The sequence below is a fragment of the Vibrio rotiferianus genome, from assembly GCF_002214395.1.
GTDB lineage: Bacteria > Pseudomonadota > Gammaproteobacteria > Enterobacterales > Vibrionaceae > Vibrio > Vibrio rotiferianus.
Genome location: NZ_CP018311.1, coordinates 886,894 through 910,627, shown reverse-complemented (window position 1 = coordinate 910,627; position 23,734 = coordinate 886,894). Strand labels below are relative to the sequence as shown.

The 23,734-nt window shown below is 44.7% G+C and carries 23 protein-coding genes; 9 read left to right on the top strand and 14 right to left on the bottom strand.

Translation table 11 applies throughout. The annotated features are described in order from the left end of the window. Positions 1 to 16: 16 nt before the first annotated feature. The 8 genes from ureC to BSZ04_RS04205 form a co-directional block, all read right to left on the bottom strand. Positions 17 to 1,720, bottom strand: coding sequence for an urease subunit alpha (gene ureC, locus BSZ04_RS04240; RefSeq protein WP_010453624.1), 1,704 nt, complete (start codon positions 1,718 to 1,720; stop codon positions 17 to 19). 11 nt (positions 1,721 to 1,731) lie between these two features. After that, positions 1,732 to 2,052 (bottom strand): urease subunit beta, encoded by a 321-nt coding sequence (locus BSZ04_RS04235; RefSeq protein WP_009696560.1) that lies wholly within the window; start codon positions 2,050 to 2,052, stop codon positions 1,732 to 1,734. A gap of 10 nt (positions 2,053 to 2,062) precedes the next feature. Beyond that, positions 2,063 to 2,365, bottom strand: coding sequence for an urease subunit gamma (ureA, locus tag BSZ04_RS04230; protein ID WP_009696559.1), 303 nt, complete (start codon positions 2,363 to 2,365; stop codon positions 2,063 to 2,065). 77 nt (positions 2,366 to 2,442) lie between these two features. Then, positions 2,443 to 3,351 carry an urease accessory protein UreD gene (locus BSZ04_RS04225; protein ID WP_010453627.1) on the bottom strand — a complete coding sequence of 303 codons (909 nt, stop codon included), beginning with the start codon at positions 3,349 to 3,351 and terminating at the stop codon, positions 2,443 to 2,445. 460 nt (positions 3,352 to 3,811) lie between these two features. Further along, positions 3,812 to 4,645 (bottom strand): helix-turn-helix transcriptional regulator, encoded by an 834-nt coding sequence (locus tag BSZ04_RS04220; protein WP_088879647.1) that lies wholly within the window; start codon positions 4,643 to 4,645, stop codon positions 3,812 to 3,814. A 219-nt stretch (positions 4,646 to 4,864) separates the two neighbouring features. Then, entirely contained in the window at positions 4,865 to 5,878 is a 1,014-nt protein-coding gene (locus BSZ04_RS04215) for a hypothetical protein (RefSeq protein ID WP_231896292.1), read from the bottom strand. 156 nt (positions 5,879 to 6,034) lie between these two features. Further along, entirely contained in the window at positions 6,035 to 7,480 is a 1,446-nt protein-coding gene (locus BSZ04_RS04210) for a TrkH family potassium uptake protein (protein ID WP_088879645.1), read from the bottom strand. A 604-nt stretch (positions 7,481 to 8,084) separates the two neighbouring features. Then, positions 8,085 to 8,777, bottom strand: coding sequence for a helix-turn-helix domain-containing protein (locus BSZ04_RS04205; RefSeq protein ID WP_226982138.1), 693 nt, complete (start codon positions 8,775 to 8,777; stop codon positions 8,085 to 8,087). Between the two features lie 660 nt (positions 8,778 to 9,437). On the opposite strand from BSZ04_RS04205, the gene BSZ04_RS04195 reads away from it, so the two are divergent. Beyond that, positions 9,438 to 10,214, top strand: a complete 777-nt coding sequence (locus BSZ04_RS04195) for a hypothetical protein (RefSeq protein WP_088879644.1) — start codon at positions 9,438 to 9,440, stop codon at positions 10,212 to 10,214. Between the two features lie 51 nt (positions 10,215 to 10,265). Here the strand turns inward: BSZ04_RS04195 and BSZ04_RS04190 are convergent, their stop codons facing one another. Both BSZ04_RS04190 and gltS (BSZ04_RS04185) read right to left on the bottom strand, forming a co-directional pair. Further along, positions 10,266 to 11,021 (bottom strand): hypothetical protein, encoded by a 756-nt coding sequence (locus BSZ04_RS04190; RefSeq protein WP_088879643.1) that lies wholly within the window; start codon positions 11,019 to 11,021, stop codon positions 10,266 to 10,268. 244 nt (positions 11,022 to 11,265) lie between these two features. Next, the gene (gene gltS, locus BSZ04_RS04185; RefSeq protein WP_005428834.1) at positions 11,266 to 12,492 is read right to left on the bottom strand and encodes a sodium/glutamate symporter; all 1,227 of its coding nucleotides are present in this window, start codon (positions 12,490 to 12,492) and stop codon (positions 11,266 to 11,268) included. Between the two features lie 470 nt (positions 12,493 to 12,962). Between gltS (BSZ04_RS04185) and BSZ04_RS04180 the strand changes: the two genes are divergently transcribed. The 4 genes from BSZ04_RS04180 (at position 12,963) to BSZ04_RS04165 (ending at position 15,742) form a co-directional block, all read left to right on the top strand. Then, entirely contained in the window at positions 12,963 to 13,334 is a 372-nt protein-coding gene (locus tag BSZ04_RS04180) for a GntR family transcriptional regulator (RefSeq protein WP_005428840.1), read from the top strand. After that, positions 13,331 to 14,188 carry an ABC transporter ATP-binding protein gene (locus BSZ04_RS04175; RefSeq protein ID WP_088879642.1) on the top strand — a complete coding sequence of 286 codons (858 nt, stop codon included), beginning with the start codon at positions 13,331 to 13,333 and terminating at the stop codon, positions 14,186 to 14,188. Before BSZ04_RS04180 ends, BSZ04_RS04175 begins: the two co-directional genes overlap by 4 nt. Continuing rightward, a complete protein-coding gene (locus tag BSZ04_RS04170; protein WP_162531028.1) occupies positions 14,188 to 15,018 on the top strand; it encodes a hypothetical protein in 831 nt (276 codons plus the stop codon). Before BSZ04_RS04175 ends, BSZ04_RS04170 begins: the two co-directional genes overlap by 1 nt. 205 nt (positions 15,019 to 15,223) lie before the next feature. Further along, positions 15,224 to 15,742 carry an RNA methyltransferase gene (locus BSZ04_RS04165; RefSeq protein ID WP_088879640.1) on the top strand — a complete coding sequence of 173 codons (519 nt, stop codon included), beginning with the start codon at positions 15,224 to 15,226 and terminating at the stop codon, positions 15,740 to 15,742. Positions 15,743 to 15,832: 90 nt separating this feature from the next. Here the strand turns inward: BSZ04_RS04165 and gltS (BSZ04_RS04160) are convergent, their stop codons facing one another. Together gltS (BSZ04_RS04160) and BSZ04_RS04155 are read right to left on the bottom strand one after the other, a co-directional pair. Beyond that, a complete protein-coding gene (gltS, locus tag BSZ04_RS04160) occupies positions 15,833 to 17,068 on the bottom strand; it encodes a sodium/glutamate symporter (protein WP_010453649.1) in 1,236 nt (411 codons plus the stop codon). 561 nt (positions 17,069 to 17,629) lie between these two features. Further along, positions 17,630 to 18,262 (bottom strand): CatB-related O-acetyltransferase, encoded by a 633-nt coding sequence (locus BSZ04_RS04155; protein WP_038883343.1) that lies wholly within the window; start codon positions 18,260 to 18,262, stop codon positions 17,630 to 17,632. A 198-nt stretch (positions 18,263 to 18,460) separates the two neighbouring features. On the opposite strand from BSZ04_RS04155, the gene BSZ04_RS04150 reads away from it, so the two are divergent. The 4 genes from BSZ04_RS04150 (at position 18,461) to BSZ04_RS04135 (ending at position 22,116) form a co-directional block, all read left to right on the top strand. Next, on the top strand, positions 18,461 to 19,234 hold the full coding sequence (locus BSZ04_RS04150; RefSeq protein ID WP_088880237.1) for a DUF4344 domain-containing metallopeptidase: 774 nt from the start codon (positions 18,461 to 18,463) through the stop codon (positions 19,232 to 19,234). A gap of 41 nt (positions 19,235 to 19,275) precedes the next feature. After that, on the top strand, positions 19,276 to 19,662 hold the full coding sequence (locus BSZ04_RS04145; protein ID WP_088879639.1) for a thiol-disulfide oxidoreductase DCC family protein: 387 nt from the start codon (positions 19,276 to 19,278) through the stop codon (positions 19,660 to 19,662). 175 nt (positions 19,663 to 19,837) lie between these two features. Next, a complete protein-coding gene (locus BSZ04_RS04140; protein WP_045385747.1) occupies positions 19,838 to 21,499 on the top strand; it encodes a methyl-accepting chemotaxis protein in 1,662 nt (553 codons plus the stop codon). Positions 21,500 to 21,621: 122 nt separating this feature from the next. After that, a complete protein-coding gene (locus BSZ04_RS04135) occupies positions 21,622 to 22,116 on the top strand; it encodes a peptidylprolyl isomerase (RefSeq protein ID WP_005374458.1) in 495 nt (164 codons plus the stop codon). A 103-nt stretch (positions 22,117 to 22,219) separates the two neighbouring features. Here the strand turns inward: BSZ04_RS04135 and BSZ04_RS04130 are convergent, their stop codons facing one another. Together BSZ04_RS04130 and BSZ04_RS04125 are read right to left on the bottom strand one after the other, a co-directional pair. Continuing rightward, a complete protein-coding gene (locus BSZ04_RS04130; RefSeq protein WP_088879638.1) occupies positions 22,220 to 22,870 on the bottom strand; it encodes a DUF2268 domain-containing putative Zn-dependent protease in 651 nt (216 codons plus the stop codon). Positions 22,871 to 22,938: 68 nt separating this feature from the next. Then, on the bottom strand, positions 22,939 to 23,730 hold the full coding sequence (locus BSZ04_RS04125; RefSeq protein ID WP_088879637.1) for a LytR/AlgR family response regulator transcription factor: 792 nt from the start codon (positions 23,728 to 23,730) through the stop codon (positions 22,939 to 22,941). Positions 23,731 to 23,734 lie beyond the last annotated feature (4 nt).

The following is a 23,734-nucleotide window of genomic DNA, read 5'->3' as shown; positions in this document are numbered from 1 at the left end:
AAGCCCTTACTGTTAATTAGAACAAATGGTAGCGTTGAGCCAACGGAACTTCTGTTGCTGGTTCACACGTCAATAGAACGCCGTCTGCACTTACTTCATAAGTTTGTGGATCTACGGTCAATTCAGGACACACGTCGTTGTGCTTCATGTCTTGTTTGGTCTTGTTACGAACGTCTTTACACGCAACAAGCGGACTGTTCAGACCCAGTTTTTCTTCTAGACCTGTGTTCATCGCAGCTTGGCTAACAAACGTCATGCGCGTCGCTGATACTGCACGACCTAATGAGCCAAACATGTTGCGGTAGTGAACTGGCTGAGGCGTTGAGATCGCCGCGTTTGGATCGCCCATCGCAGCGCCTGCGATCATGCCACCTTTCAAGATGATGGATGGCTTAACGCCGAAGAATGCTGGTTTCCAAAGCACCAAGTCAGCGAATTTACCTACTTCAATCGAGCCCACTTCGTGTGCGATACCGTGAGTGATGGCTGGGTTAATGGTGTATTTCGCGATGTAGCGCTTCGCACGGAAGTTATCTGCGCCAAGATCTTGGTCTTCAGGAAGTAGACCGCGCTGGACTCGCATCTTGTTTGCTGTCTGCCAAGTACGACATACCACTTCACCCACACGTCCCATTGCTTGTGAATCTGATGACATCATCGAGATCACGCCCATATCGTGAAGAATGTCTTCTGCGGCAATACTTTCGCGACGAATACGAGAGTCTGCAAACGCAACGTCTTCAGGGATGTTTGGATCTAGGTGGTGGCACTCCATCAACATATCCAAGTGCTCATCAACGGTATTGATGGTGTACGGACGCGTTGGGTTTGTTGAAGACGGCAGTACATTTGGCAGTGCACACGCTGCAATGATGTCTGGAGCGTGACCACCGCCCGCACCTTCCGTATGGTAGGTATGGATACAACGATCTTTAAATGCAGCCAGCGTATCTTGTAGGAAACCTGATTCGTTCAAGCTATCTGAGTGAAGCGCAACCTGAACATCGTAGCGATCTGCAACATTCAAGGCGTTGTGAATACATGCAGCAGTCGCACCAAAGTCTTCGTGAATCTTCAGGCTCATCGCGCCTGCTTTTACTTGCAGCTCAAGCGCTTCAGGCGTACTTGCACTGCCTTTACCCAGTAGACCGATGTTCATTGGTAGATCATCGACCGCTTGCATCATCTTACCGATGTGCCAAGGACCCGATGTGCTGGTTGTCGCTAGACTGCCCGTTGCAGGACCCGTACCGCCACCAATCATGGTCGTTACACCGCTCATCAGCGCTTCATCAATCTGTTGCGGACAGATAAAGTGGATGTGTGTATCGATACCACCTGCGGTTAGAATTTGGTTCTCACCTGCGATGATTTCAGTACCCGGACCAATGATGATATCAACGTTAGGCTGTACATCTGGGTTGCCTGCTTTACCAATGGCTGCGATACGACCTTGCTTAAGACCAACGTCAGCTTTAACGATGCCCCAGTAATCCATGATGATAACGTTAGTAATAACCGTATCCATCACTGCGTCATCACAACGCTGGCTCTGACCCATACCGTCGCGAATAACTTTACCGCCACCAAATACGACTTCTTCACCGTAGTGCGTGTGGTCTTTTTCAATCTCAATCCATAGCTCTGTATCACCCAGACGGACTTTGTCGCCCGTTGTAGGACCGTACATGTCTACATACGCTTGTCTAGAAATCTTCATTACTGTTACCTTTACTTAGAATTGTTATCTAGTGAGCCCATCACGTCGCCACGGAAACCGTAGACTTGACGTAAGCCAGCGAACGGAATCAGCTCCACTTCGCGGGTTTGACCTGGTTCGAATCGGATTGACATGCCAGCGGCGATCGCTAGGCGGTGACCGTAAGCAAGCTCTCGGTCAAAAGATAAAGCGCGATTCGCTTCAGCAAAGTGGTAGTGCGAGCCAACCTGAACAGGGCGGTCACCCGTATTAGAAACTTTCACTGGGATCGTTGTGCGGTCAGTACACAGCTCAATGTCATCCGCTTTTAGTTGGTATTCACCTGCAAACATGGAGGTCTCCTTAAATAATCGGGTTATGCACAGTCACTAGCTTTGTGCCGTCAGGGAAAGTTGCTTCTACTTGTACTGTTTCAATCATTTCAGCAATGCCAGGCTGAACATCGGCACGAGTTAAGATTTCACGACCTGCACTCATCATTTCTGCAACGGTGCGCCCTTCACGTGCACCTTCCATGATTGCGCAGCTGATCAGCGCAACAGATTCTGGGTAATTCAGCTTGATGCCTTTTTCTTTGCGTCTTTCAGCAAGCAGACCTGCAGTGAACAAAAGTAATTTGTCTTTATCTCTAGGTGTTAATTCCATCGTTTACTCCGTTTCATGATTTTCAATATAAAATCGCGTTATTAGGTGTTTAATAAGGCGTTATAATTCGATTTTGATTAAGTTAGCCAGATTCTTGGTATCACCGGTTCCATGCCAATGAGCAGCGGACGCAATACTTCTCTCGCTTGTTGGAATAAGTCCCAAACTTCGTTTCTTTCGGTACCGAGATAACGAATGACCAACACGCCACGTCGCTCACTCACCGCCCAGCGATCGGACGCTGGCATGTGCTCTCGAAGTGCCAAAATCGCTTGTTTTGGATCGTCTAGACCCACCGCCCACATATTGGCGTGAACCGTTGAACCACCTTGCCCCCACTTACCGGTAAAACGCGGATGAGTCGGGTCGACCGTTTGTCTTTCAAGCCACAGCGGTTTGCCATTTTGGTAGAGGTTAAATTGTTGAGTGATGCATCCACTGTTGAATGGCAACTCGCTGGCAGGTCGCCCAAGAACGGTAATTTCCCAGCCAAGACACTTGGCATTTGTACCCAAGTTGATCGTGCAGGTTTGGTCACCAATAGAACCATCAAAAGCAATCGACTCTTGAGGAAGCCACTCTAAAATGGCGTTATCCTCAACATCCAAGTTGGTGTGTTGTTTCCACGGCACCAAGTTGCGGTCGGCTTTGTACAGCTTGTTTGCGGCGGGGGTTGTCACTAAAGCGTGAGCGTCACTTTGGACACCGATGTTGAAGTTCAGCTCGTCACCACTCACCAGGCCACCAGGCGGGTGCAGAATGTAGACATGGCAACAGCCGTCTTTACCCTCAGGATAGAAAGGTCTTTGGACAATCAGAGGTCCAAAGTGTCGTAGGGTATTTAATCGCGTGACACTGGAATTGCCTTCGGCATGCGCACCAAATTTTAATGTCAAAGACGCTAACCACTGACGATTGAGACCAAAACCTTGTTCAACACGAGGTGTATTGGTTTTGTCAGTCGTTGTCGTTTGGAAATCTGTCATATGAACATACCTTTCTACCTACCTTTAAATAAAAAATTAGGATTAAAATGCTTATTACTGTTTCACTGGTAACGAGTGAAATAGGTCAAACTTCAACGAATAACGCTGAATAGGAATAGAAATCATGAGTAATAAATAGCGCCTAGTGAAAAAAGAGATACTTAATAATTCTCATCTTTAATTTCACCCATAGCGTCACTATTAATAAACTTACACAATTACATGGATTTCTATATCGATGCTGTAACGAATGGACACAATATACAGGAATCAAGCGGAGTCTAAATTAGACATTTTGCCCAAAAGATTACAATATAAATGTCAGCACCACTTCGTTATTAATGGAATGTTTAAAACTATTTCTGCATTACTAAATAAAAAATATAAACAGTGAATTTACTCACAATTTCTATCATTGCTAAACGATGAGATAAGAGTGAATTACCGGAAACCGACAAACTTAAACAATGGATTTTCTGAAGCGGCTTCTGAACTGTTGAGGGGTGGTCTGCATATTTTTTTTAAACACAGTGCAGAAATAGGCAGAGCTCTTAAATCCACTCAGGTTGCTTATCTTCAATATGCTGAAGTTACTGAACTTCAGATACCGAATCGCGACATTGAGCCTAACCTCGTTGAGGATGCAAGAGAAAGACTTCTGATCTGCTGATAACCCTCTCCTCAAGGTAGAGATGCTGGTCGCCATAGACAGAGCCGCCGCCTCAAGCGTCCAATGCTTCCTCGGTTCACGCATAAGCAGATTGGATAATCTCTCAGAAACCGACAGATCAGTTTTCATGTTTAAGACAATATTGATGTCTTTGTTTTCCAGATGTAGGTGAATCAGAAGTTCAACCACACTCTGTCTAAGCAGTGCTTTGTTCAACCGCCCCATACAACGGTGCCCATCAACGACCCGATTCATTAAAAAAACATCACAAAAATCTTTGTTATGAGCTTTTAAGAAATTTCCGCCATCACTTGAACGACACAATTTTCTATTTCTCTTATCAAAGATAAACTTGTTTAACTCATAAAGTTCTTGCTTAATAAATCCAATATCAAAATCATTTAAGCTAATGAAATCTAATTCAGACTGATCAGTTAATTTTGATATATTAACGTGAACAAAAGAGTTTTTTGGAATGATAATTAAGCTATTGTTAAACTCCTGAACGGGAGAACCATTAATATTAATCTCTCCTTGATAACCTGAGACTCTGGCAAATATCGTCTTTTTAGTTCTGTAATTGTGTAGCCTAAAATTGCTGGCATTAATATTATGAAAAAACATTGCTATCAAATAATTAACATCTATATACTGTCAAGCATACTAGCAAGATAGTCGATTCTTTGTGCGACATGTATAGATAATCAATCCATAAATGAAGTTATATGACTTCAAATCTAAATCACTCCCCTACCCTTGTAGAAAACTGGTCGCAGTGCCATCGTGAAGATGGCGTGATTTGATAGGAAAAGATCACCGTTCCGCTAAAAGCAAGAAACTCAACTAGCATAAGTGGTACTTCTTGATGTTAGCCTCAGTTAGGCTTTTGACCACCCCTTCTTCTTCAAGCAGAGTGAGCGCTTTTTCAATAGGCAGTCTTAACAACCCTAGCTTTATCATTAACGTATCGACCGATACTGAAACGTCGCCGATGGAAGACAAGCACTGAACAATGCAATTTCTGGTCTTACGCTTTGACTCGTAGTTGCTGATAAACCGCCTTTTGACGGCGACCTTCTCTTGCTTGCTCTTACATTGATTACCCAAATCCATACGAAACCAATTTAAGTCTTCCCATAACACGTTATATGGGTCGCCCAAGTTATCAATGACAACAAACTGATCATCCGTTGAGTTGATCACGGTGTAATCCACGCCCTCCGATATTCTTGTCTCGCTCGGTGTTTTAATACTCGAGTAAAAGCGAATGGTGTCACCAAGCAAGCTATCACTCTCTTTCTCCAACTTACCCGTAGCGACAGCCAAACCAACATCAATCAACTTATAGAATTCACGCACGATTTTGTGTTTTGGCTGATAGGCACAGTCCAAGTTCAGCTCGCAGGTTGCACAGTGATAATGACATTTACATTGGATGTAGGATTGGTTGTCACCATCATAGACCCAGTTATTGCGATAATTAATGTAATACATACTGCCCAGAGCCATGTGGGTCACATTCACCTTGTTACTTTTTACCAACCGACTCATGGTGGTAACGAGCATCTCTTGGTCATAAACACCCTTGATATAGAGGTTTTGAGAGAGCTCTTTTAGGTTCACCTTTTGCTCAGAGTTAAATAAATAACCAATGATTTGGTTCTCTAAAGCATCAAGGGTGTCGTTTTCTTTTTCCTCGAATTCTTTTTTGAATTTTCGGACTAATATTTTCAGTTTATCTTTCGCCAAACGTATCACTTGAGCCTTGGAGATATCATGTGTTGGTTCTAACAAGGAATAGAGCTCAAACCCCGCGCCTTCAAACTGTAGGGTGCGACATAAACCTTGCCTTAACATTCTAATTTCTTTCTTTTTTCTCCCATCCACAGCATGAACACGCAAGATAAAGTGATTAATCTCTTTCGCAAAAAATACCAATTTCATAATCGTCATTTAAAAATAAAAACCTGAGGAGCTCACCATTTCAAGTGAGCGTTAAAAAAATCAGCAAGGTTAAATACGCCAGAAACAAGGAGACAAAACGACCACGATGGTGAGGATCTCTAAGCGTCCCATCAGCATTCCGAGGCTCAAAATCCACTTCGCTGCGTCTGGCAGTGTCGAGAAATTACCAGTAGGGCCAATAATGGAACCAAGACCAGGACCAACATTCGCCACCGAAGTAATGGCACCGGACAAGCTAGTGACAGGGTCTAAGCCAATGATTGCCAATAGCATTGCGATAAAAATAATCGTTAATGCATAAACAAAAGCGAATGCCGTTACACCTTGCACAATACTGTCTGACAAGCGCGCTTTGTTGTAACGCAAGGTAAAGACGCCAGAAGGGTGTACCAACTGAAAAACCTGCTTTTTAAGGAGTGAGGTCGCTATCTGAATTCGGAAGATTTTGAAGCCCCCTGACGTTGAACCAGAGCACGCGCCCATCAACAGAACGAAGCAAAACAAAATGGTTGGTAAACTACCCCAACTGGAGAAATCGTCTAATGCAAAACCCGTGGTGGTCATCACTGTAACGATATTAAAGGTCGCAATACGAATCGCGTCGATAAACGGATAATCGAGCTTCAATGCCAACCAGCAAGCAACAACCAAGCTCAACGCAACGACCAACTTAAAATAAGCTCTGATTTGAGCGTCTTTCACTAAACAAGAGAGACTCTTTTGGTTGATTGCTGCCACAAACTGAATGAATGGCATACCACCCGCAAACATAAAGATGATCGCCACCCAATGAGCCATTGGCGAGAAGCCGTTCATGGAGGCATCGGTCGTTGAGTACCCTCCGGTAGAGACGGTGGTCAGTGCGTGGTTGATTGCATCAAATACAGTCATGCCAGATAGCAAGTAGCTCATCACACAAAGAAAAGTAAGCTGCAGATAAACCGATAGAATACTCTTGGCAACACTCTTCATTCGAGGCGCACTTTTTGTAGACCAATCAGAGGATTCGGTTTGGAAAAGTCGCATTCCACCAACATTGATCATAGGCAGGATGGCGATAGCCATCACGATGAACCCTACGCCACCAAACCACTGAAGCAGCGAACGCCAAAGCAATATGCTGGGTGCCATGTTATCAAGACCAGCAAGAACCGTAGACCCAGTTGTGGTGATACCAGACATGGTTTCAAAATAAGCATTGGTGAAGCTAATTTCATTGATGAATACAAAGGGAAGTGACGCAAACGCGCTGCCTAGAACCCAGACTAGCGTGGTGATCAAAAACGCATCTTTTACCTTGAGAGCGAGTGACGTTTTTCCGCCAATCGCCACGCACACTAATCCCCCTACATGGGTAACGATTGCTGATAAACCAAAATCTAACGCCCCTTGAGTCCCTGTCACTACAGCCATCAAAAAAGGGATATACATAAATAATGCGAGTTTAGATAACAGGAATCCCAAAACGAGAAACACTGGTTTATAGCTAATCATTAAAAATCAGTTCATTTATTCTTACCAATAACTTTATTATTTATTCAATTTTCTCAATTAAATTCAATTGATATATAAGGTTTAGTCAATGACAGATACAATATGAACAAAAATATAAATCATGCCATTTATTAGCAAGAAACATCAAAACACAATAGGCAGATAGCGCAATGACTTATTCCTATACTTTCGTTACATTGATATAAACAACTGATAAAAAAACATCTAAATTAATATTTATAACTTTATGTTTCTTCCTAAAAAGATCCCTCTATTACCTAGTTATTCGATGTCGAGTAACTGCTATATAAACGCAGACTTTTCATCCCCCTTGAGCAATTGCAGTGAAAAGATTCAAATTACATCATGTTTAACAACGGTTTATATCAAACTATACAAAACCACCACTGATTTATATCTCTCGACGTTTTGTTTGCCAATAAGCTCCATCATGAGCAATGGACTCATCAATTCACTCGACATTCTGCTTAAGAAAAATGACGATACTCTATCTTCCATGGATAAAGATTTACTAACCCATGCCATCTACTTTTTTAGGTCTCAGTTCTCAAACTAACGTTGAGCTACCATATAAGCATCGCCATTAGACATTGTTTTCTTTGGAGTTTTTTCTGAATTCCTGAGGCGTTACACCATACTTCTTCTTAAAGATCGTACAAAAGTACGCCGAGCTATTGAAACCACTGAGTTCACTGATTTTTAAAACATTGTATGACGTGAATGTTAAGTAGTTGATGGAGATACCTAACCTTACATCATTGAGAATGTGCGAGAAGGCGCCCCCTTCCTTAGAGAGGTTTCTACGTAACGTAGAAGGGCTGGTAAACATACAACTCGCCGCCAGGTCTAACGTCCACTTCTTCGTTGGTTCAGACATAAACAGCTTGGCTAAACGAGAAGACAGCGATATGTGATAATCACTGTTAAACAATATGCTGACATCCACACCTTTTTTGTACAGCAATAATACCAAGTGAAAGATACTCTGCTTCAATGCAATATTTTTAATGCTTTTCAGTTTTTGGCAGTTATTAAGTTGTCTATTTGAGTAAAAAATTTCACACAATTCTTTACTCTTATACAGAATAAATGACTCATTCTTGTTTTTGTTTAAGATGAGATCATTCAGCTTTTCGAGCTTCACCTTCATCTTTTTGATGTCAGTCTTGTTGAGAGTCACGACCTCAAATGAGCTCTCATCACCCTGCCTAAGCAGATCGCACTCAACCATCGCCCCTTCTGGGATAACCAGTAAGCTATTGTTAAACAATGACACTTCGTTTCCATTGATGGCGATGAACCCTTGGTAATTGGAGATCCGAACGAGTAAGCTCCTTTTCGAACGGTAGGGCTTCAGTGTGACTTTCTTTGATTGAACTTGATGGAAAAACATATGCGAATGACCTGATGCTTTTTTTCTGAGAGTATCACTCCTCCCACTGAAAACTTCATGAGCCATAATCAATGAGATATTTTCAAAATAATATGATGGTATTTCTACATTTCGTATTTATTGATGTATTTTCTGGTAAAAAAACACAGTTAACATGATAATCGACTGTTTATTATATAAAACAGACAGAAAATCCTGCTCTTGTTATTTAACACCTCATAATAACAACCATTTAATTATTCGCTCATTCGATATAACACAGCTAGGTTGGTACACTATCCGGGTTTCTGTTTTTATTTTTTAAATCACCTGATATATACCACTATTTTCGAAGGAATTATGGAGCGAATTATTCGATTTTTTACTTTCGGTCTTTGGGGAACGAAAGAAGAGCGCCACCTTTCAAGAAAGATCAATCATTCTTACACATCATTAAAAGTCGTTGGCAGAGGGACCGTGTTTATATCTGCCAAAGAGGTTCATCAAGACCTAATGACGAACAATATTTATGAAAGAGCTCGGTTACTCGTTGAGGAGAAATAGTTGTTTTTGTTGCTAATCTTACCAATCTTGGTAAGTGGTTTTTTGGTTTGCCATATCCATCCGTTCTATCGATACAAGGTGCACCGTTATGAAGGACAGTACCTGTACTTAAAAAGCGCAAACTTAGGCATGATATGTTTGTTTATCGCCTTAGGCTTAGTCTTGATCGTTAATCGCTACGCGTATTTTTTCGCAGCCATCACACATGTCGCTCCGATAAAATGGTTACCTGACGCATTGTTGGCACAGACACCTTATGAGTTTACATCGAACCTACTCTATGAACTTGATGCCTTTACCAATCAAGAGGTTATCAATCTCACCTGGGTAACCATGATTACGTTTTCGATGTTGCTTGTGCCTGTGTTCTGGTCTCTACTCGCCTACATCAAATATTGCATTCGCTACATGACGTTTAGCCCAAAAGAGCGACTGAATGCGAGAGTCTTTTCCGACAGCTCACTGGATGACTTTCTCTTTAAATCTGCGTTAGAAAAAGGGGACAAAATGGTCATGCTGACGCTATCGGATAGAAGGTTATATGTGGGGAAAGTGCTCAGCTTAGGCGAGCCCAACGAAGCAGAAGGACTCAACCAGGAGATATCGATAAAACCGGTAATGAGTGGGTATCGAGACAAGGGTACGCTAGAAATTCACTTTACTAAACACTACGCCAATAGTGATGCAAATGCCGTCACCATCATCAAGCAAGATCTGATCTCCTCAGCTTGCGCTTTTAGCTTTGCAACCTATGAGAAATTGCATCGAAAAGGCTAGAACTTGTGAAAGCGTATCACCCCACCTTCGGTTGATACGCTTGTCATACATCTACGCTAGCTTAACGTTTAAAAGAAACTGCTCTAGAGAACCGATTCCCGCCAGCTCAAAAATCTGATTGAGCACGTTCTGATGGTAACTGTGCATATCATGGATTTCCTCAATCACCTCTCGCTCCATGCTACCGAGAAAAATGCCCGCTAATATCGCGTCAAACCAGCGAAAAGTACACCGAGCAACGACGTTTTTTATGTTAAGTTCATTTGCCCTAATCGTGATATCCAGCAGCAGTTGGTACTTATAAAAATACAACTCGCTACCATATTCCTCCGTAATAGGAAACGCCTCCGCTTCGTCGCCAAATATCAATAAGCGATCTTCTATCATTTCTTGATGCTTGGTTTGCACATTGCGTTTGAAATTACTGACTTCCACACCCAACCATGAACCGACCAGCAAGATGTAGCTGTCCATACCTTGAAGGCTCTCAAGTACTTCCTGCTGCTTTTCATAGATGACCTTTCTCACCGCTGGCACTTGAGCCTTCGGGCATAAACCACGCCAAGCGAGGTCCAATAAGGTCACAAGTTCATTGGGGTCTTCGTTATCCGAGTAATAAAAGGTCGAGCGGTTGATGAAGCGATCTGCCAAACGTTGATGTTTATCCCTGTAGAGATGAATCAGACAAGCATCCGTCGTTTTACAATAAGCTTCACAAGGTATAGACACATAGTGTGATTGGACGCGGTTGACTTGATAGTGCGTGTTCTCGCACGAATGTCCCAGAATGCGTTTTAAGAGGCCCATAAATCTCCTAAAGACCTACAAGAGGTTGATATCCTTAACAAACAAACTTAATGGTGACTCTGCACCCTAGCACGTTGGTTTTTTATTTGGGTCTCATACCGGAAATTGACGGTTTTTCACTGTAACTTGCTTGAGAATCTAAAGGAGAGAAGCCCTGCGCCGTGACTCATTCAAGAGAAGAAGTACGTCAGATCAAAAAAGCCAGTCTCTCGGGACTGGCTTTTGTTTTATGGAGCGAGGTTGGTTACTTAATAAATGAAATACAGCCCTGCAGAATCACTAGGTTGACGATGTCGATAAAGAACGCGCCAACAATAGGCACCACCATGAAGGCTTGTGGTGATGGACCGAAGCGGTTAACGATAGAGCCCATATTCATGACTGCTGTTGGCGTTGCGCCCAGACCAAAGCCACAGTGACCACTTGCGATGACTGCTGCATCGTAGTTGCTGCCCATCACACGGAATGTCACGTAGTAAGCGAAGACCGCCAAAATCACCGATTGCACCGCAAGAATGATGAGGAACGGGATTGCTAAGTCGAAGATGTTCCACAGTTTTAGGCTCATTAGCGCCATCGCTAGAAACAAAGACAGCGAAACCGTACCAAGAATATCGACCGTCTCAACATCCACTTTGCGTACCTTGGTCACTTCCATGATGTTGGTGATCACCACACCGATAAACAGCGCGTAAACGAAATCTGGAATCATCAACCATTTGATGCCGAAACTGCTCACCCAGCCTTCTAAGTAATCGGCACCAGTAACACACAATAGAATGATCGATAAACTCTCGACCACTTTCTTCGCGGTTACGCGGTCTTCTTCGTGCTCGTTGTAGGTCACCAATTCAGGGAAACGCTCGTGAGTCTGGTTGGTGCGTCCGTATTCAGATTCAAGGTTACGTTTATCGATCAAGCGCTGCGCTACTGGGCTGCCGATGATGCCACCAATCACCAATCCGAAGGTAGCGGATGCCATTGCCACTTCTAGTACGTTGTGTAAGCCATACATGTCTTGGAAGGTTTGCGACCATGCTGCGCCCGTACCATGACCGCCCGACAACGTAATCGAGCCTGCAATCAAGCCCATAAGCGGGTCTAAGCCAAGAGCGGTTGCCAGAGAGACACCGACCGCGTTTTGGATAAGAATGTACACCGATGCCACGGCTAAGAAGATAAACACCTTAGCGCCGCCTTTAATCAACTGGGTGTAGTTCGCAGCTAAGCCAACGGTAGCGAAGAACATCAACATGAAAGTGTTTTGCAGCGGTAAATCGAAAACTAAGTCCACGCCATTGAAGTGCATCGCGGTGATCGCACAAGCGACAATCAAACCACCCACGATTGGCTCGGGAATATTGAATTTCTTTAAGATCGGTAATTTAGCGTTAACGAATTGTCCCAAGAACAACACACAAATAGCGACGAGAAACGACTCTTGTGGACCGACAGAAATGACCTGATTCATAAAACCTCTTTGCCTCCTTTTTCTCATCCTTTGAGTAACAACTCGCAGGTTGAGCGGTATTTAGGCAGGTCAGAGTGCCTACTGAACGTGTGGTTTTCTAGGGGCCAAACCCACTAAATTCTCATTAAATAAGAAAGTAATGGCTCGGATATTTACCCAATTCTCACCCAGTGAAAAAACACACTTTTTCACCAAGTTTTGTGGCGCAATTTTCTCGTTTTTTTCGCACTTCTCAACTTATGAGAAGTGAACAATTTTTTGCCATTTTTTAAGGGCAAAAACGTATGCGATTGCGTGCAAATTTTGCGTGAAACTCTGATGCAAAAACCAGCTCGAAAGGTCAACAGACCCTAATGAAAATTCATCGGCAAAAGTGATTAAGAAAACAGCGCTAGAAGATTGGTGCTTTCTATCCCAACGCCTAGGTGTTATACATATGTATAACACCAACTCAGCCAAGGAAACCAATCATGACGCATTGGCATGATCGCCAACCGATTTTCCGTCAGTTGGCTGACCAGATCACCCAGCAAATATTGCAAGGTATCTGGCAAGAGGGCGAGGCTTTGCCTTCGGTACGCAGTGTCTCTGCGGATATGAAGATCAATCACCTGACGGTCATGAAAGGCTATCAGTTATTGGTTGATGAAGGATTGGTTGAGAAGAAACGTGGGCAAGGCATGTTTGTCGCCCAAGGTGCAAAAAAGCAGCTGCTTGCTGATGAAAAAGCACGTTTCCTTGAGCAACAAATTCCGCAGATCGCCGACACACTACAACGTCTGGATATGTCTCTTGATGAATTTATCCAACAAATCCAAACACATATTGAAGGTGACCAATGAGCGCATTAGTCAGTGTAAAACACGTCTCCAAGCAATATCGTCAGCAGGGTGAAGCGCTGCATGACGTGAGCTTTGATCTACAAGCGGGTCAAATACTTGGCTTGCTAGGTCATAACGGTGCGGGTAAATCGACTCTCATTAACGCCCTACTCGGTGCACACGAATATCAGGGCACCATTCGCATCAACGGCTTTGAGCCAATCATGCAACGCGACAAAATCATGCAGAGCTTATCTTACATTTCGGATGTGAACGTTCTGCCAAACTGGCTGACGGTTGCTCAGCTGCTCGATTACACCGAGGGCGTACACCCAGGTTTTAATCGCAGCAAAGCCGATGCCATGCTTCGTCAAACCGATATCAAGCCGCGTGCACGCATCAAATCCCTATCGAAAGGCATGAAGGTGCAATTGCACTTGGCCGTCGTCATCGCGACCAATACACAAATTCTAATTCTGGATGAGCCAACGCTTGGCTTGGATTTGGTTTATCGCGATACCTTCTACCGTCATTTGCTGGAATGGTTCCACGATGGCGAGCGTGTGCTGATCATTGCTAGTCATGAAGTATCGGAAATCGAACATCTACTGACGGACGTGCTAATTCTTAAACACGGCCGACCTGTCCTGCAAACCTCAATGGACAGCATCAGCGAAGATTACTTCATTCTTGATGCCAGTGATGAGCATCGCGCACAAATCGAAGCGCTGAAACCACTGTCATCGCAAAAGGGCTTAGGCACGACTAAATGGTTGCTGTCTTCCCAATACGCAGAGCAAGTTGCTGGGCTGGGTGATGTGTATGGCGTCAAGCTTGCGGATCTGTTCTTGGCATTGCAGAAGGAGGCAGCATAATGAAATCGATTGTCGCGATGTTGCGTAAAGAATGGCTAGAGAACCCATTGGTTACACGCGTGCCGTTATTTATGTTTGCCTGTGGTGTGCTGCTGTTCGTCAGCTTAATGAGCAGCTCGACACTGCAACACAATATGTTCTTCCAAATGAGCTTTGGCGGAGATGTCAGTGACATCCACAAAGAGCTCGGCGATGACGTCAACATGCTGATCACCGGTGGCATTGGTTTATTGTCTATCCTACTTGGCACTCAATACTTCCCGAGAACGCTGCGTAAAGAGCGCTCAGAGGGCAGTATCATGTTTTGGCGCAGTATGCCTGTCAGTGACGTGAAAACCCATCTGGTGAAGCTGACGTTTGGTTTATTGGTGATTCCATTCGTGTGTTCGGTATTGGTTTTCGCTGCCGACTTTATGCTGTGGATGTTGAATGTTTCAACCGACCACCAGCTGGCGTTATTGTATCGCCAGGCATCATTGGGCTTCGTGCTGCTGAACTGGATTGAATTCTTGCTTCGAATGGTGGTGGCCGGGGTGTTGTTATTGCCGCTCGCACTGACTGCAATGGCAATCTCACAGAAAGTGAACTCACCACTGTTGGTGATCTTGATTGGTATTTACGCGCTACGCTGGATGCCGATTGCGATGTTCAACTTCTATGGTCTGGATGATTTCTTCTCAGCGATTTTCTATCTACCACTGCACGCGATTCTTGCGCCAAACCCGTTCAGCGCAATTCCAGATGCAGGTTGGATGAACGTTGGGATTTACACCTTCATCGGTGTGCTTGCTTGGACAGCTAGCATCAAATTCAGCCGTACTGTGAACTAACAAACACAAGCAAAACAAATCCATCAAAAGCGAGGTACTGTCCTCGCTTTTTTCATTTTCAGCACCATCAATCTTCATTCTCTTTGCTTCAACGCAAAAATAATCAGCCTATAGCAATAGCGCTTCGGCGTGGTTAAGTTCATAATCCCCCGCTTAATGCGCCTAGCGCTGTTATTAAGAATTTTTGAAAAGCAGAACATCAACCATGACCACCAAGCCAACAGCCATTATTGGACTGTACAATCCAAAGAGTCCAACCAACGTTGGCGCTGTATTGCGAGCCGCAGGCTGCTACGACGCTGCGCAAGTTCGTTACAACGGCACACGCTACAGCCGCGCAGTCAAATTCCAGACCGACACCCAGAACTCACAAGAGCGCATTCAATTAGTGGAGATGGAAGACCTCACTGCTAATGTTGCCGACGATGTGGAAATCGTTTGTGTTGAGTTAGTGGTCGGTGCAACGGCGCTACCGCATTTCACTCATCCAGAGAACGCGATTTATGTGTTTGGGCCGGAGGACGGCTCACTGCCGCAAGAGATGGTCGATAAGGCGCATCACGTGGTGTACGTACCGACTCATGGTTGTATGAACCTAGCCGCGACGGTGAACGTTGTGCTTTACGATCGCATGGCGAAAACATTGGGGGCAATTGATGACCACCAGAAAGTTCTTGCTAATCGCGACAACAAGAACCGCTTGAAAATGAAAGCTTGCGTATAGACAGATGAAGCTCGTCGTTGGCAAACGCCAGATACAAAAAAGGTCACAGCAACACTGTGACCTTTTGTTTTATTTGGCGTCTTAATCTATCTAGCCAAGGAACGAAATGTAGCCTTGTAGAATGATCAAGTTAACGATGTCGATGAAGAAGGCACCAACAATCGGCACAACCATGAACGCCTGTGGTGATGGACCAAAGCGGTTTACGATAGAACCCATGTTCATTACCGCCGTTGGAGTAGCACCCAAACCGAAACCACAGTGACCACCTGCGATAACCGCAGCATCGTAGTTGCTGCCCATCACCTTGAACGTTACGTAGTAGGTGAAGATAGCCAGAATCACTGACTGCACGCCCAGAATCACCAAGAATGGGATCGCTAGGTCGAAGATGTTCCATAGTTTCAAGCTCATCAGAGCCATCGCTAGGAACAGAGACAGCGACACCGTACCTAACATGTCGACCGTTTCGGCATCCAACTTACGAATCTTGGTCACTTCCAAGAAGTTAGTGATGATCACACCAATGAACAACGCATAAACGAAGTCTGGAATCATCAGCCATTGAATGTCGTAAGTGCTCACCCATTGTTCTACGTACTTAGCACCTGTTACACAGATCAATAGGAAGAACAGTTTCTCAACCACTTTTTTCGCGGTTACTTTGTCTTCTTCGTATTCGTTGTACGTCACCAACTCCGGGAATTTCTCGTGGGTTTTGGCATCTCGACCACCACGACCATACTCAGATTCGATGTTGTTCTTTTCGACCAGACGCTGCGCAACCGGACTACCGATGATACCACCGATGATCAAACCGAATGTTGCTGACGCCATCGCGATTTCCAATACGTTATTCAAACCGTAAACGTCTTGGAAAGTTTGTGACCACGCCGCCCCCGTGCCGTGACCACCTGATAGAGTAATCGAACCAGCGATAAGCCCCATCAGCGGATCTAAACCCAATGCAGCTGCCAGTGAAACACCGACACCGTTTTGAATGATGATGTAGAACGACGCGACTGCTAAGAAGATGAAAACCTTCGCGCCCCCTTTCATTAACTGAGTGTAATTTGCTGCCAAACCAACGGTAGAGAAGAACATCAGCATGAATGTATTTTGCAACGGCAAGTCGAATTCCAAATCGATGCCGTTAAAATGAAGAGCAGTAATGATGCAGGCCACAATCAAGCCACCTACAATCGGCTCAGGTATGTTGAATTTCTTTAAGATCGGTAGTTTAGCATTAATAAAATGCCCCAAAAAAAGCACACTAATCGCAACCAAAAAGGATTCCAGTGCACCTACAGATATTAAATGATTCATATCGCCTCTTATTATTGTTCTCTTCATCCTCCGTAATGATTGAGTGTTAGTTTAAGCTCTGTTCAATAGCAAATTTTCTCGCCAAATTTTTCCGAAAATACTCAAAAGGTTGTGTTAAATGCGCCTTAGGCTAGTTTAAGGGACGGTCGTTAAGCGATGTTCTGATTTACGCGCTATTCGCAAGCCCTAAAATGTAAAAGGAGCCTGTTAAGCTCCTTCTTATCCCCTTCATAGACAAGCAAAAATGACTGCTTGTACGAGACGGATATCATGTTGTGAGTATTGTTCGAGTGACACTTTCTGAACCGCTATCGGGCTCCCTTACATAAACAGAAAGTGATCATCACTATCGAGCAAAGTTCCTTCCCGTCATAACGAATAGAGCGCCGAAATGGCGCCCTAACATTTGGGTTTGCTTGTATCCCATCGTAGTTTAAAAACTCTGACTCATGGAATTTTGAACGAGCCGAATCCAGGGAAATTCTCAAGCTTGCAACAAGTGTTCTCGTTACAACGGAGCGGGATTATAACATATCGCTGAAAATTTTCCTCATTTCAGTGTTATTCGCCACCTTCATAGTTTGCTTCCGCAACGATCAACTGTTCAATATTATTGCTACAGATGAAAGCACGAAGCGCCTCGAACTTAGCCTCATTCCACGAATAGATTTGCAGATCAAGCAACTTATCAATGGTGTCTTGCTCGAAACGAAGCTTAACAGGCTTTGCCGGAGATCCTGCGACCACGGTGTAAGGCGGGACATCTTTGGTCACAACGCTGTTTGCGGCAATCACTGCGCCTTCCCCAATGGTGACACCGGGCATGATCATCGCACGCATGCCAATCCAAACTGCGTCACCAATCACGGTATCGCCTTTGCCTTGGTAAGATTGCTCAACGTCATCAAGGAACGGATACAGACAGAACCAGTCCGTCCTGTGATTATGATTACCGCCCATCAAAATGACCGCTTCAGCCGCGATACAAACGTAGTCACCAATGTAAAGCTGATCGACTTCCCACCTTGGCTGCCACGCTTTACTGACTTCATCGCCATGCAGATAGCGCACGACCGAATCTTCAAAGCCGTTATCCCAACAATCGCTGTAGTAACTGTGGGTGCCTTTGATGTGGATATTTTGGTTTTGCACCACCTGGTGCAGGTACTGAAATTTGGACCAGTGTTTTTTCATGGCAGTTACCTCAATAGAGTAAATGCATGCCACGGAACGATTTCTCGTGGCGTTGTTGCTGCGTTCTCAGTCAACGACGCCTATTGGATGCGGGGTTGCAGTAGTAATGGATTATTCATGAATGTGCCCTCCAGCGCGCACACTATAAAAAGCATGTATAATTTTCAAGCAAACCAAACAAATAACAAGATTCCGAAAATGAAAAGTCACTCTGCCTTTGCCTCTCTGCTGCTGTTTGCTGCCACAGCGTCTGCGAGCGAAAACATTAAAATCGAATACCTCCCAACGGAAACGGCCGACGATCGCTTTGCTGCGCAAGTAATTGAAAACAGTGAAGTGAACGACATCTTTGTCCAACTTTCTGATGATTACTTCCCGTTTGATAACACATTAACGCTGACCTACGGTGGTGAAGATGGTCCGCTTTACGATCCAGAATCCCACACCATCCACATTCCCTACACCTTCTATCTGGAATCATTTAACTACTTCACCAACAACAAATACCAAGAGCGTTCCGGTAAAGCACCGAAAACGGGCGCGCTCGATACTTTGCTGCACACGCTATTGCACGAAGGTGGACACGCTTACATTGCCGATCAAAACATTCCTGTATTGGGTAAAGAGGAAGATGCGGTCGATAACTTCGCCACCATCTTGCTGATTGATTACGTTGATGACGGTGCCGATGTGGCGATCAGTGCTGCGGACATGTTCGCGTTCGAATCCGACGACAGACCGGACTACTACGATTTTGGCGAGTACATTGATGAGCACAGTTTCGATCTGCAGCGTTACTTCTCTACCCTGTGTCTGGTTTACGGCAGCGATCCTGAGCAATACAAAGCCTTGCTCGATGAAGTAGAAAAAGATTACTTACGCGATCGCAAAGAGTTCTGCCAATTCAATTACGGCAACATCCGTGATAATTGGCAGCATTACTTGCAAGACAATGAACTAAAAGAAAAATAATCGCGTAAAAGGGATAAGAACAGCCAACAATGAGCTCAATCATGACCAAACTGACCATATTTTACGATGGCACTTGTCCCTTGTGCGCCAAAGAGATGAACGCACTAAAACAGCGCGATACCAAGCAGCAGATCAAAACCGTCGACATCTACAGCGACGCATTTGCCGATTATCCGCAAATCGACCCTGAGCAAGCCAACACCATTTTGCACGCCCTCAACGAGAAGGACGAACTTCTGCTTGGGTTAGATGTAACTCATCGAGCATGGCAGTTGGTTGGACGTGGTTGGTTATACGCCCCACTGCGTTGGCGCATTATCAAACCTGTTGCGGACTGGCTTTACCTCAAATTTGCCAAAAACCGCTACCGCGTCTCCTACTGGTTAACGGGCACTTCTCGCTGCAATAACGGTTCGTGTTCACGTTAAATGTGATCGGTTACCAGTTTAGATAATACCTTAGTCTTAGATTTGCAATTTCCAATACTTCTCTCAGTTTAGTTCGGGTAGTCTTTAACCATAACAAGAACAAAATATGAACATAACAGTTGTGGGGACAAGCCCATAACGCTGTATCGCAGAGCCGAGAAGTAAGGAAGTCTACATGAATCTAACCATAAGAAAGCGACTCTATATTCTTTCCATCATACCTGTTCTAACCATAGCCATAGGTATGATGTGGTTTACCTATTTACAAACCACCGCCTACAACAAACACGAAATTGAGCAGACGCGAAGTCAGATGATGGAGATGAAAAAAGCCGAGCTCAAAAACTACGTCCAAATGGCGCGTTCCGCTGTCGAACCGCTACTCGCTCAAAACGCCTCACTTGAAGAAGCACTGCCTACCTTGAAACAGTTAGAGTTTGGTCAATCCGGTTACATCTTTGGCTACGATTCAAAAGGCGTGCGTGTCGTGGTGGGTAAAAACACTAAAGGCATCGGGGAAAACTTCTATAACTTGCAGGATAAGAAAGGCAACTACCTGATTCAGGACTTGCTCAAAAACTCCAAAACTGGCGAGTTCACCACTTATTACTTCCCGAAACTCGGTCAGAGCGAAGCCCTACCAAAACTAAGCTACTCCGTCTTTATTCCTGAATGGGATCTAATGCTGGGTACGGGCTTCTACACTGACGATATCGATGCCATTGTGGCAAACATGGAAGAAGCCGCGCACCAAGCTCTCAACACAACACTGACTGCTATCGCTCTGTTCTGTGTCTCGATTGCCGCCATCGTTGCGGTCTTCGCTGTGTTTGTTAACCGCAGTATCATGAAGCCTATTGAGCAGTTTGATGCTTCAATTCACTCTTTCGCACAAGGCGATGCAGACTTGACTGCGCGTATGGAAGAATCAAATGTGCCAGAGTTCAAACAGCTCGGTAACAACTTCAATAAGTTTGTAGAAAGCCTACAGGGTATTATTAAGAGTGTGAGCCATGTTGGTGAAGAAGTCGTTTCTGAAACCAACAATATGTCTCAGCGAGCTTCTCAAGTTGACGAACTTGCCTCTGGTCAGCGAGAAGAAACCGAGCAAGTCGCTGCGGCAATGACCGAGATGACAGCAACGGCGCACGAGATTTCCAGCAACGCTAACCAAGCTGCGCAATCAGCAAAAGATGCCGATGAGAATGCACAACAAGCGAAGCACATCGTAGACTCCGCAGCGAACTCTGTTGAAGCATTGGCTGTAGAAGTATCTGAAGCAGGCTCAGTGATTTCTCGTTTAGAGAGCGATGTACAAAACATATCGTCCTCTCTAGAAGTTATCCAAGTCATTGCCGAACAAACCAATCTACTGGCATTGAATGCTGCAATCGAAGCAGCGCGTGCGGGTGAGCAAGGACGCGGTTTCGCAGTCGTAGCTGATGAAGTTCGTCAGTTAGCGAGCCGCACTCAAGACAGCACTGGTGAGATTCATCAGATGATTGAACAGTTGAAGTCAGGGTCAGATGCCGCTGTGAAGGCAATGGAGTCCAGCCAAGCGCGTGGTGAAGCAACCGTTGAAGAAGCTCGTGCTGCCTCCTCTGCATTACAAGAAATCCAAGCGTCCATCGCTAATATCATGGATATGAACACGCTGATCGCTACGGCAACTGAAGAGCAGAGCCAAGTTGGCCAAGAGATTTCACAACGCATCGAAGTGATCTCTCAACAAAGCAGTCAGTCGGCAAGCCTTGCGAATCAAAACCGTGCAGGCAGTGGCAACCTTAACCACAAAGCCAACGAACTGTACGACTTGGTCGGTCGCTTTACGGTCTAGAGCTTTCCCCAACCATTCAACATGTAAACAGCGACGCCAAAACGTCGCTGTTTTTATTTCTGCTATCCTCAGAAGTCTTAGCTATAATGCCGCCAACTTAGCACCTACAAGGGCAAAACCAGATGATTATTATGACCACCAATTTCGGTGACATCGAGATTGAACTGAACCTAGAACGAGCGCCAGTTAGTTCAAAGAACTTCAAAAAATACTGTGAAGATGGCTTCTACGACGGCACCATTTTCCACCGCGTTATCGATGGCTTTATGATTCAAGGTGGCGGTCATACCGAAGACATGGCAGAAAAGCCAACACGCGCACCGATCGCGAACGAAGCAAACCGTGGTCTAAAGAACCTTGTTGGCACTATCGCAATGGCGCGTACCGATGCACCGCACTCTGCAACGGCACAGTTCTTCATTAACTTGGAAGACAATGATTTCCTAGACCACACCGCAACCACCAACCTAGGCTGGGGTTACGCGGTGTTTGGTAAAGTGACCGCGGGTATGGATGTTGTAAATCGCATCGCGAAAGTAAAAACGACCTCTAAGCTTGGTCATGATGATGTGCCATGCGATCCAATCATTATTGAGAAAGTGACAATCAGCGAATAAGCACACTCGCCTCTTCGGAGAGGTCATCACTATAAAACGAAAAAAGCGCCTAATGTCTGATGACTTAGGCGCTTTTTGTTTTTATGACTGGCTTGTGCCGGAGTTATTGATAGAAGAGCTCGGCTTTTGCTCCGACTAAATCAAGCTCAGAGCCTTGAAAATCAGCCAGATATTCAGCAACAAGGTTGTACCCAACCCAATACCCCATGTATTTCGGCCAGCGGCTTTCATCACTGCCAAGAAAGTAAGCGTCGAAGTTGTAATCTAAGCTGGTCAGCTTGTCTTTCATCTCAGCATAGAAAGGACGCCAATCTTGATCTTTGATTTGCTCAAACAAGCTCGGAGTGATGCCTCCATTCACCTTACGTTCGAAATGACAAGCTAACCCTTCCATAATCAGCACATCACCAAGCGCAACGCCATTCTCTCCCGATCGCATACGGAACAGGTGATGCAACTCATGCGCTAGCACCGCGGCTAGTTCTCTCTCAATAACGTTTTTAATATCTGCACGTTGAGTATCAAGCAGAATCTCTACACGATAGGCGCTTAAGCAATAGCCACCAATCCCCGTCTGCGGTACGTCATTGCGATCAAACGGGCTAATGGTCAGGTCAACGTTACTTAAATCGTTGTTACTTAAATCAAAGTAACTAGAAAGCTGTGAGCTCAGATCATCAAGTTTCTGATGTAAATACTCAGCAAGTGGAGACAACTCTCCCGTTGCATTTAACAGGGTTATGCGATAACTCATTTATCTTCCTTGATAATGTGGGTTAAGAGCAGCGAGTTTACAGTGTAAAGAGTGAGCAGTTCTAGCGATTACATCCCTTTGAACAAACTTTGGGATGCACGGCTCACGGGGAGCTTGTTTTCCCCAACATGCACAAACATTCTTCCAGCAAAGTCTTTGTTTACTTTGTTAATTTTGCACACTTGCACCACGCTTGAACGGTGCACTTGCCAGAACTGTTCTGGGTTAAGCTGCCCTATCAACTCTTTCAATGATGTGCGAATCAAATACTCCTGCACTTTGCCTTGTCCTTGTTGGGCATACACAGAAACGTATTTTTCTTCCGCTTTGAAATACAACACATCAGATGTGGCGATCAGATGAATATCTTCCCCTAGCGTCGCTTTGATCCACTGTAAATACTGCGGCGTTTGTGGCGCGGATAATTGCTGTAACTGTTCTAACAAGCTGCTCATCTGCACATTGCTACTTTCTTGCTCTCGCTTAGCAAGGCATGCTTTCACTCTTTCACACGTCGTCAGGAGACGCTCATCCGAGATAGGCTTGAGCAAATAATCGGCGGCATTTTGTTCAAAGGCTTTAATGGCGTAATCATCGTACGCGGTGACAAACACTATCAAAGGTGGATTGGCGAGTTGATTGAGTTTTTGCGCTAGTGTCATGCCATCCAAAACTGGCATACGAATATCGAGAAACGCAATGTCAGGTTGGTTGTGCTCAATGGCTTGCAATGCTTGTTCACCATCCGCAACTTTGGCAATTACCTCTAGCTCAGGCCACACTTCAGCTAGGCTTTTATCTAGATGATGCCTCAATAACGGTTCATCATCAGCAATAATCGCAGTAAACCCAGTATTCATTTAT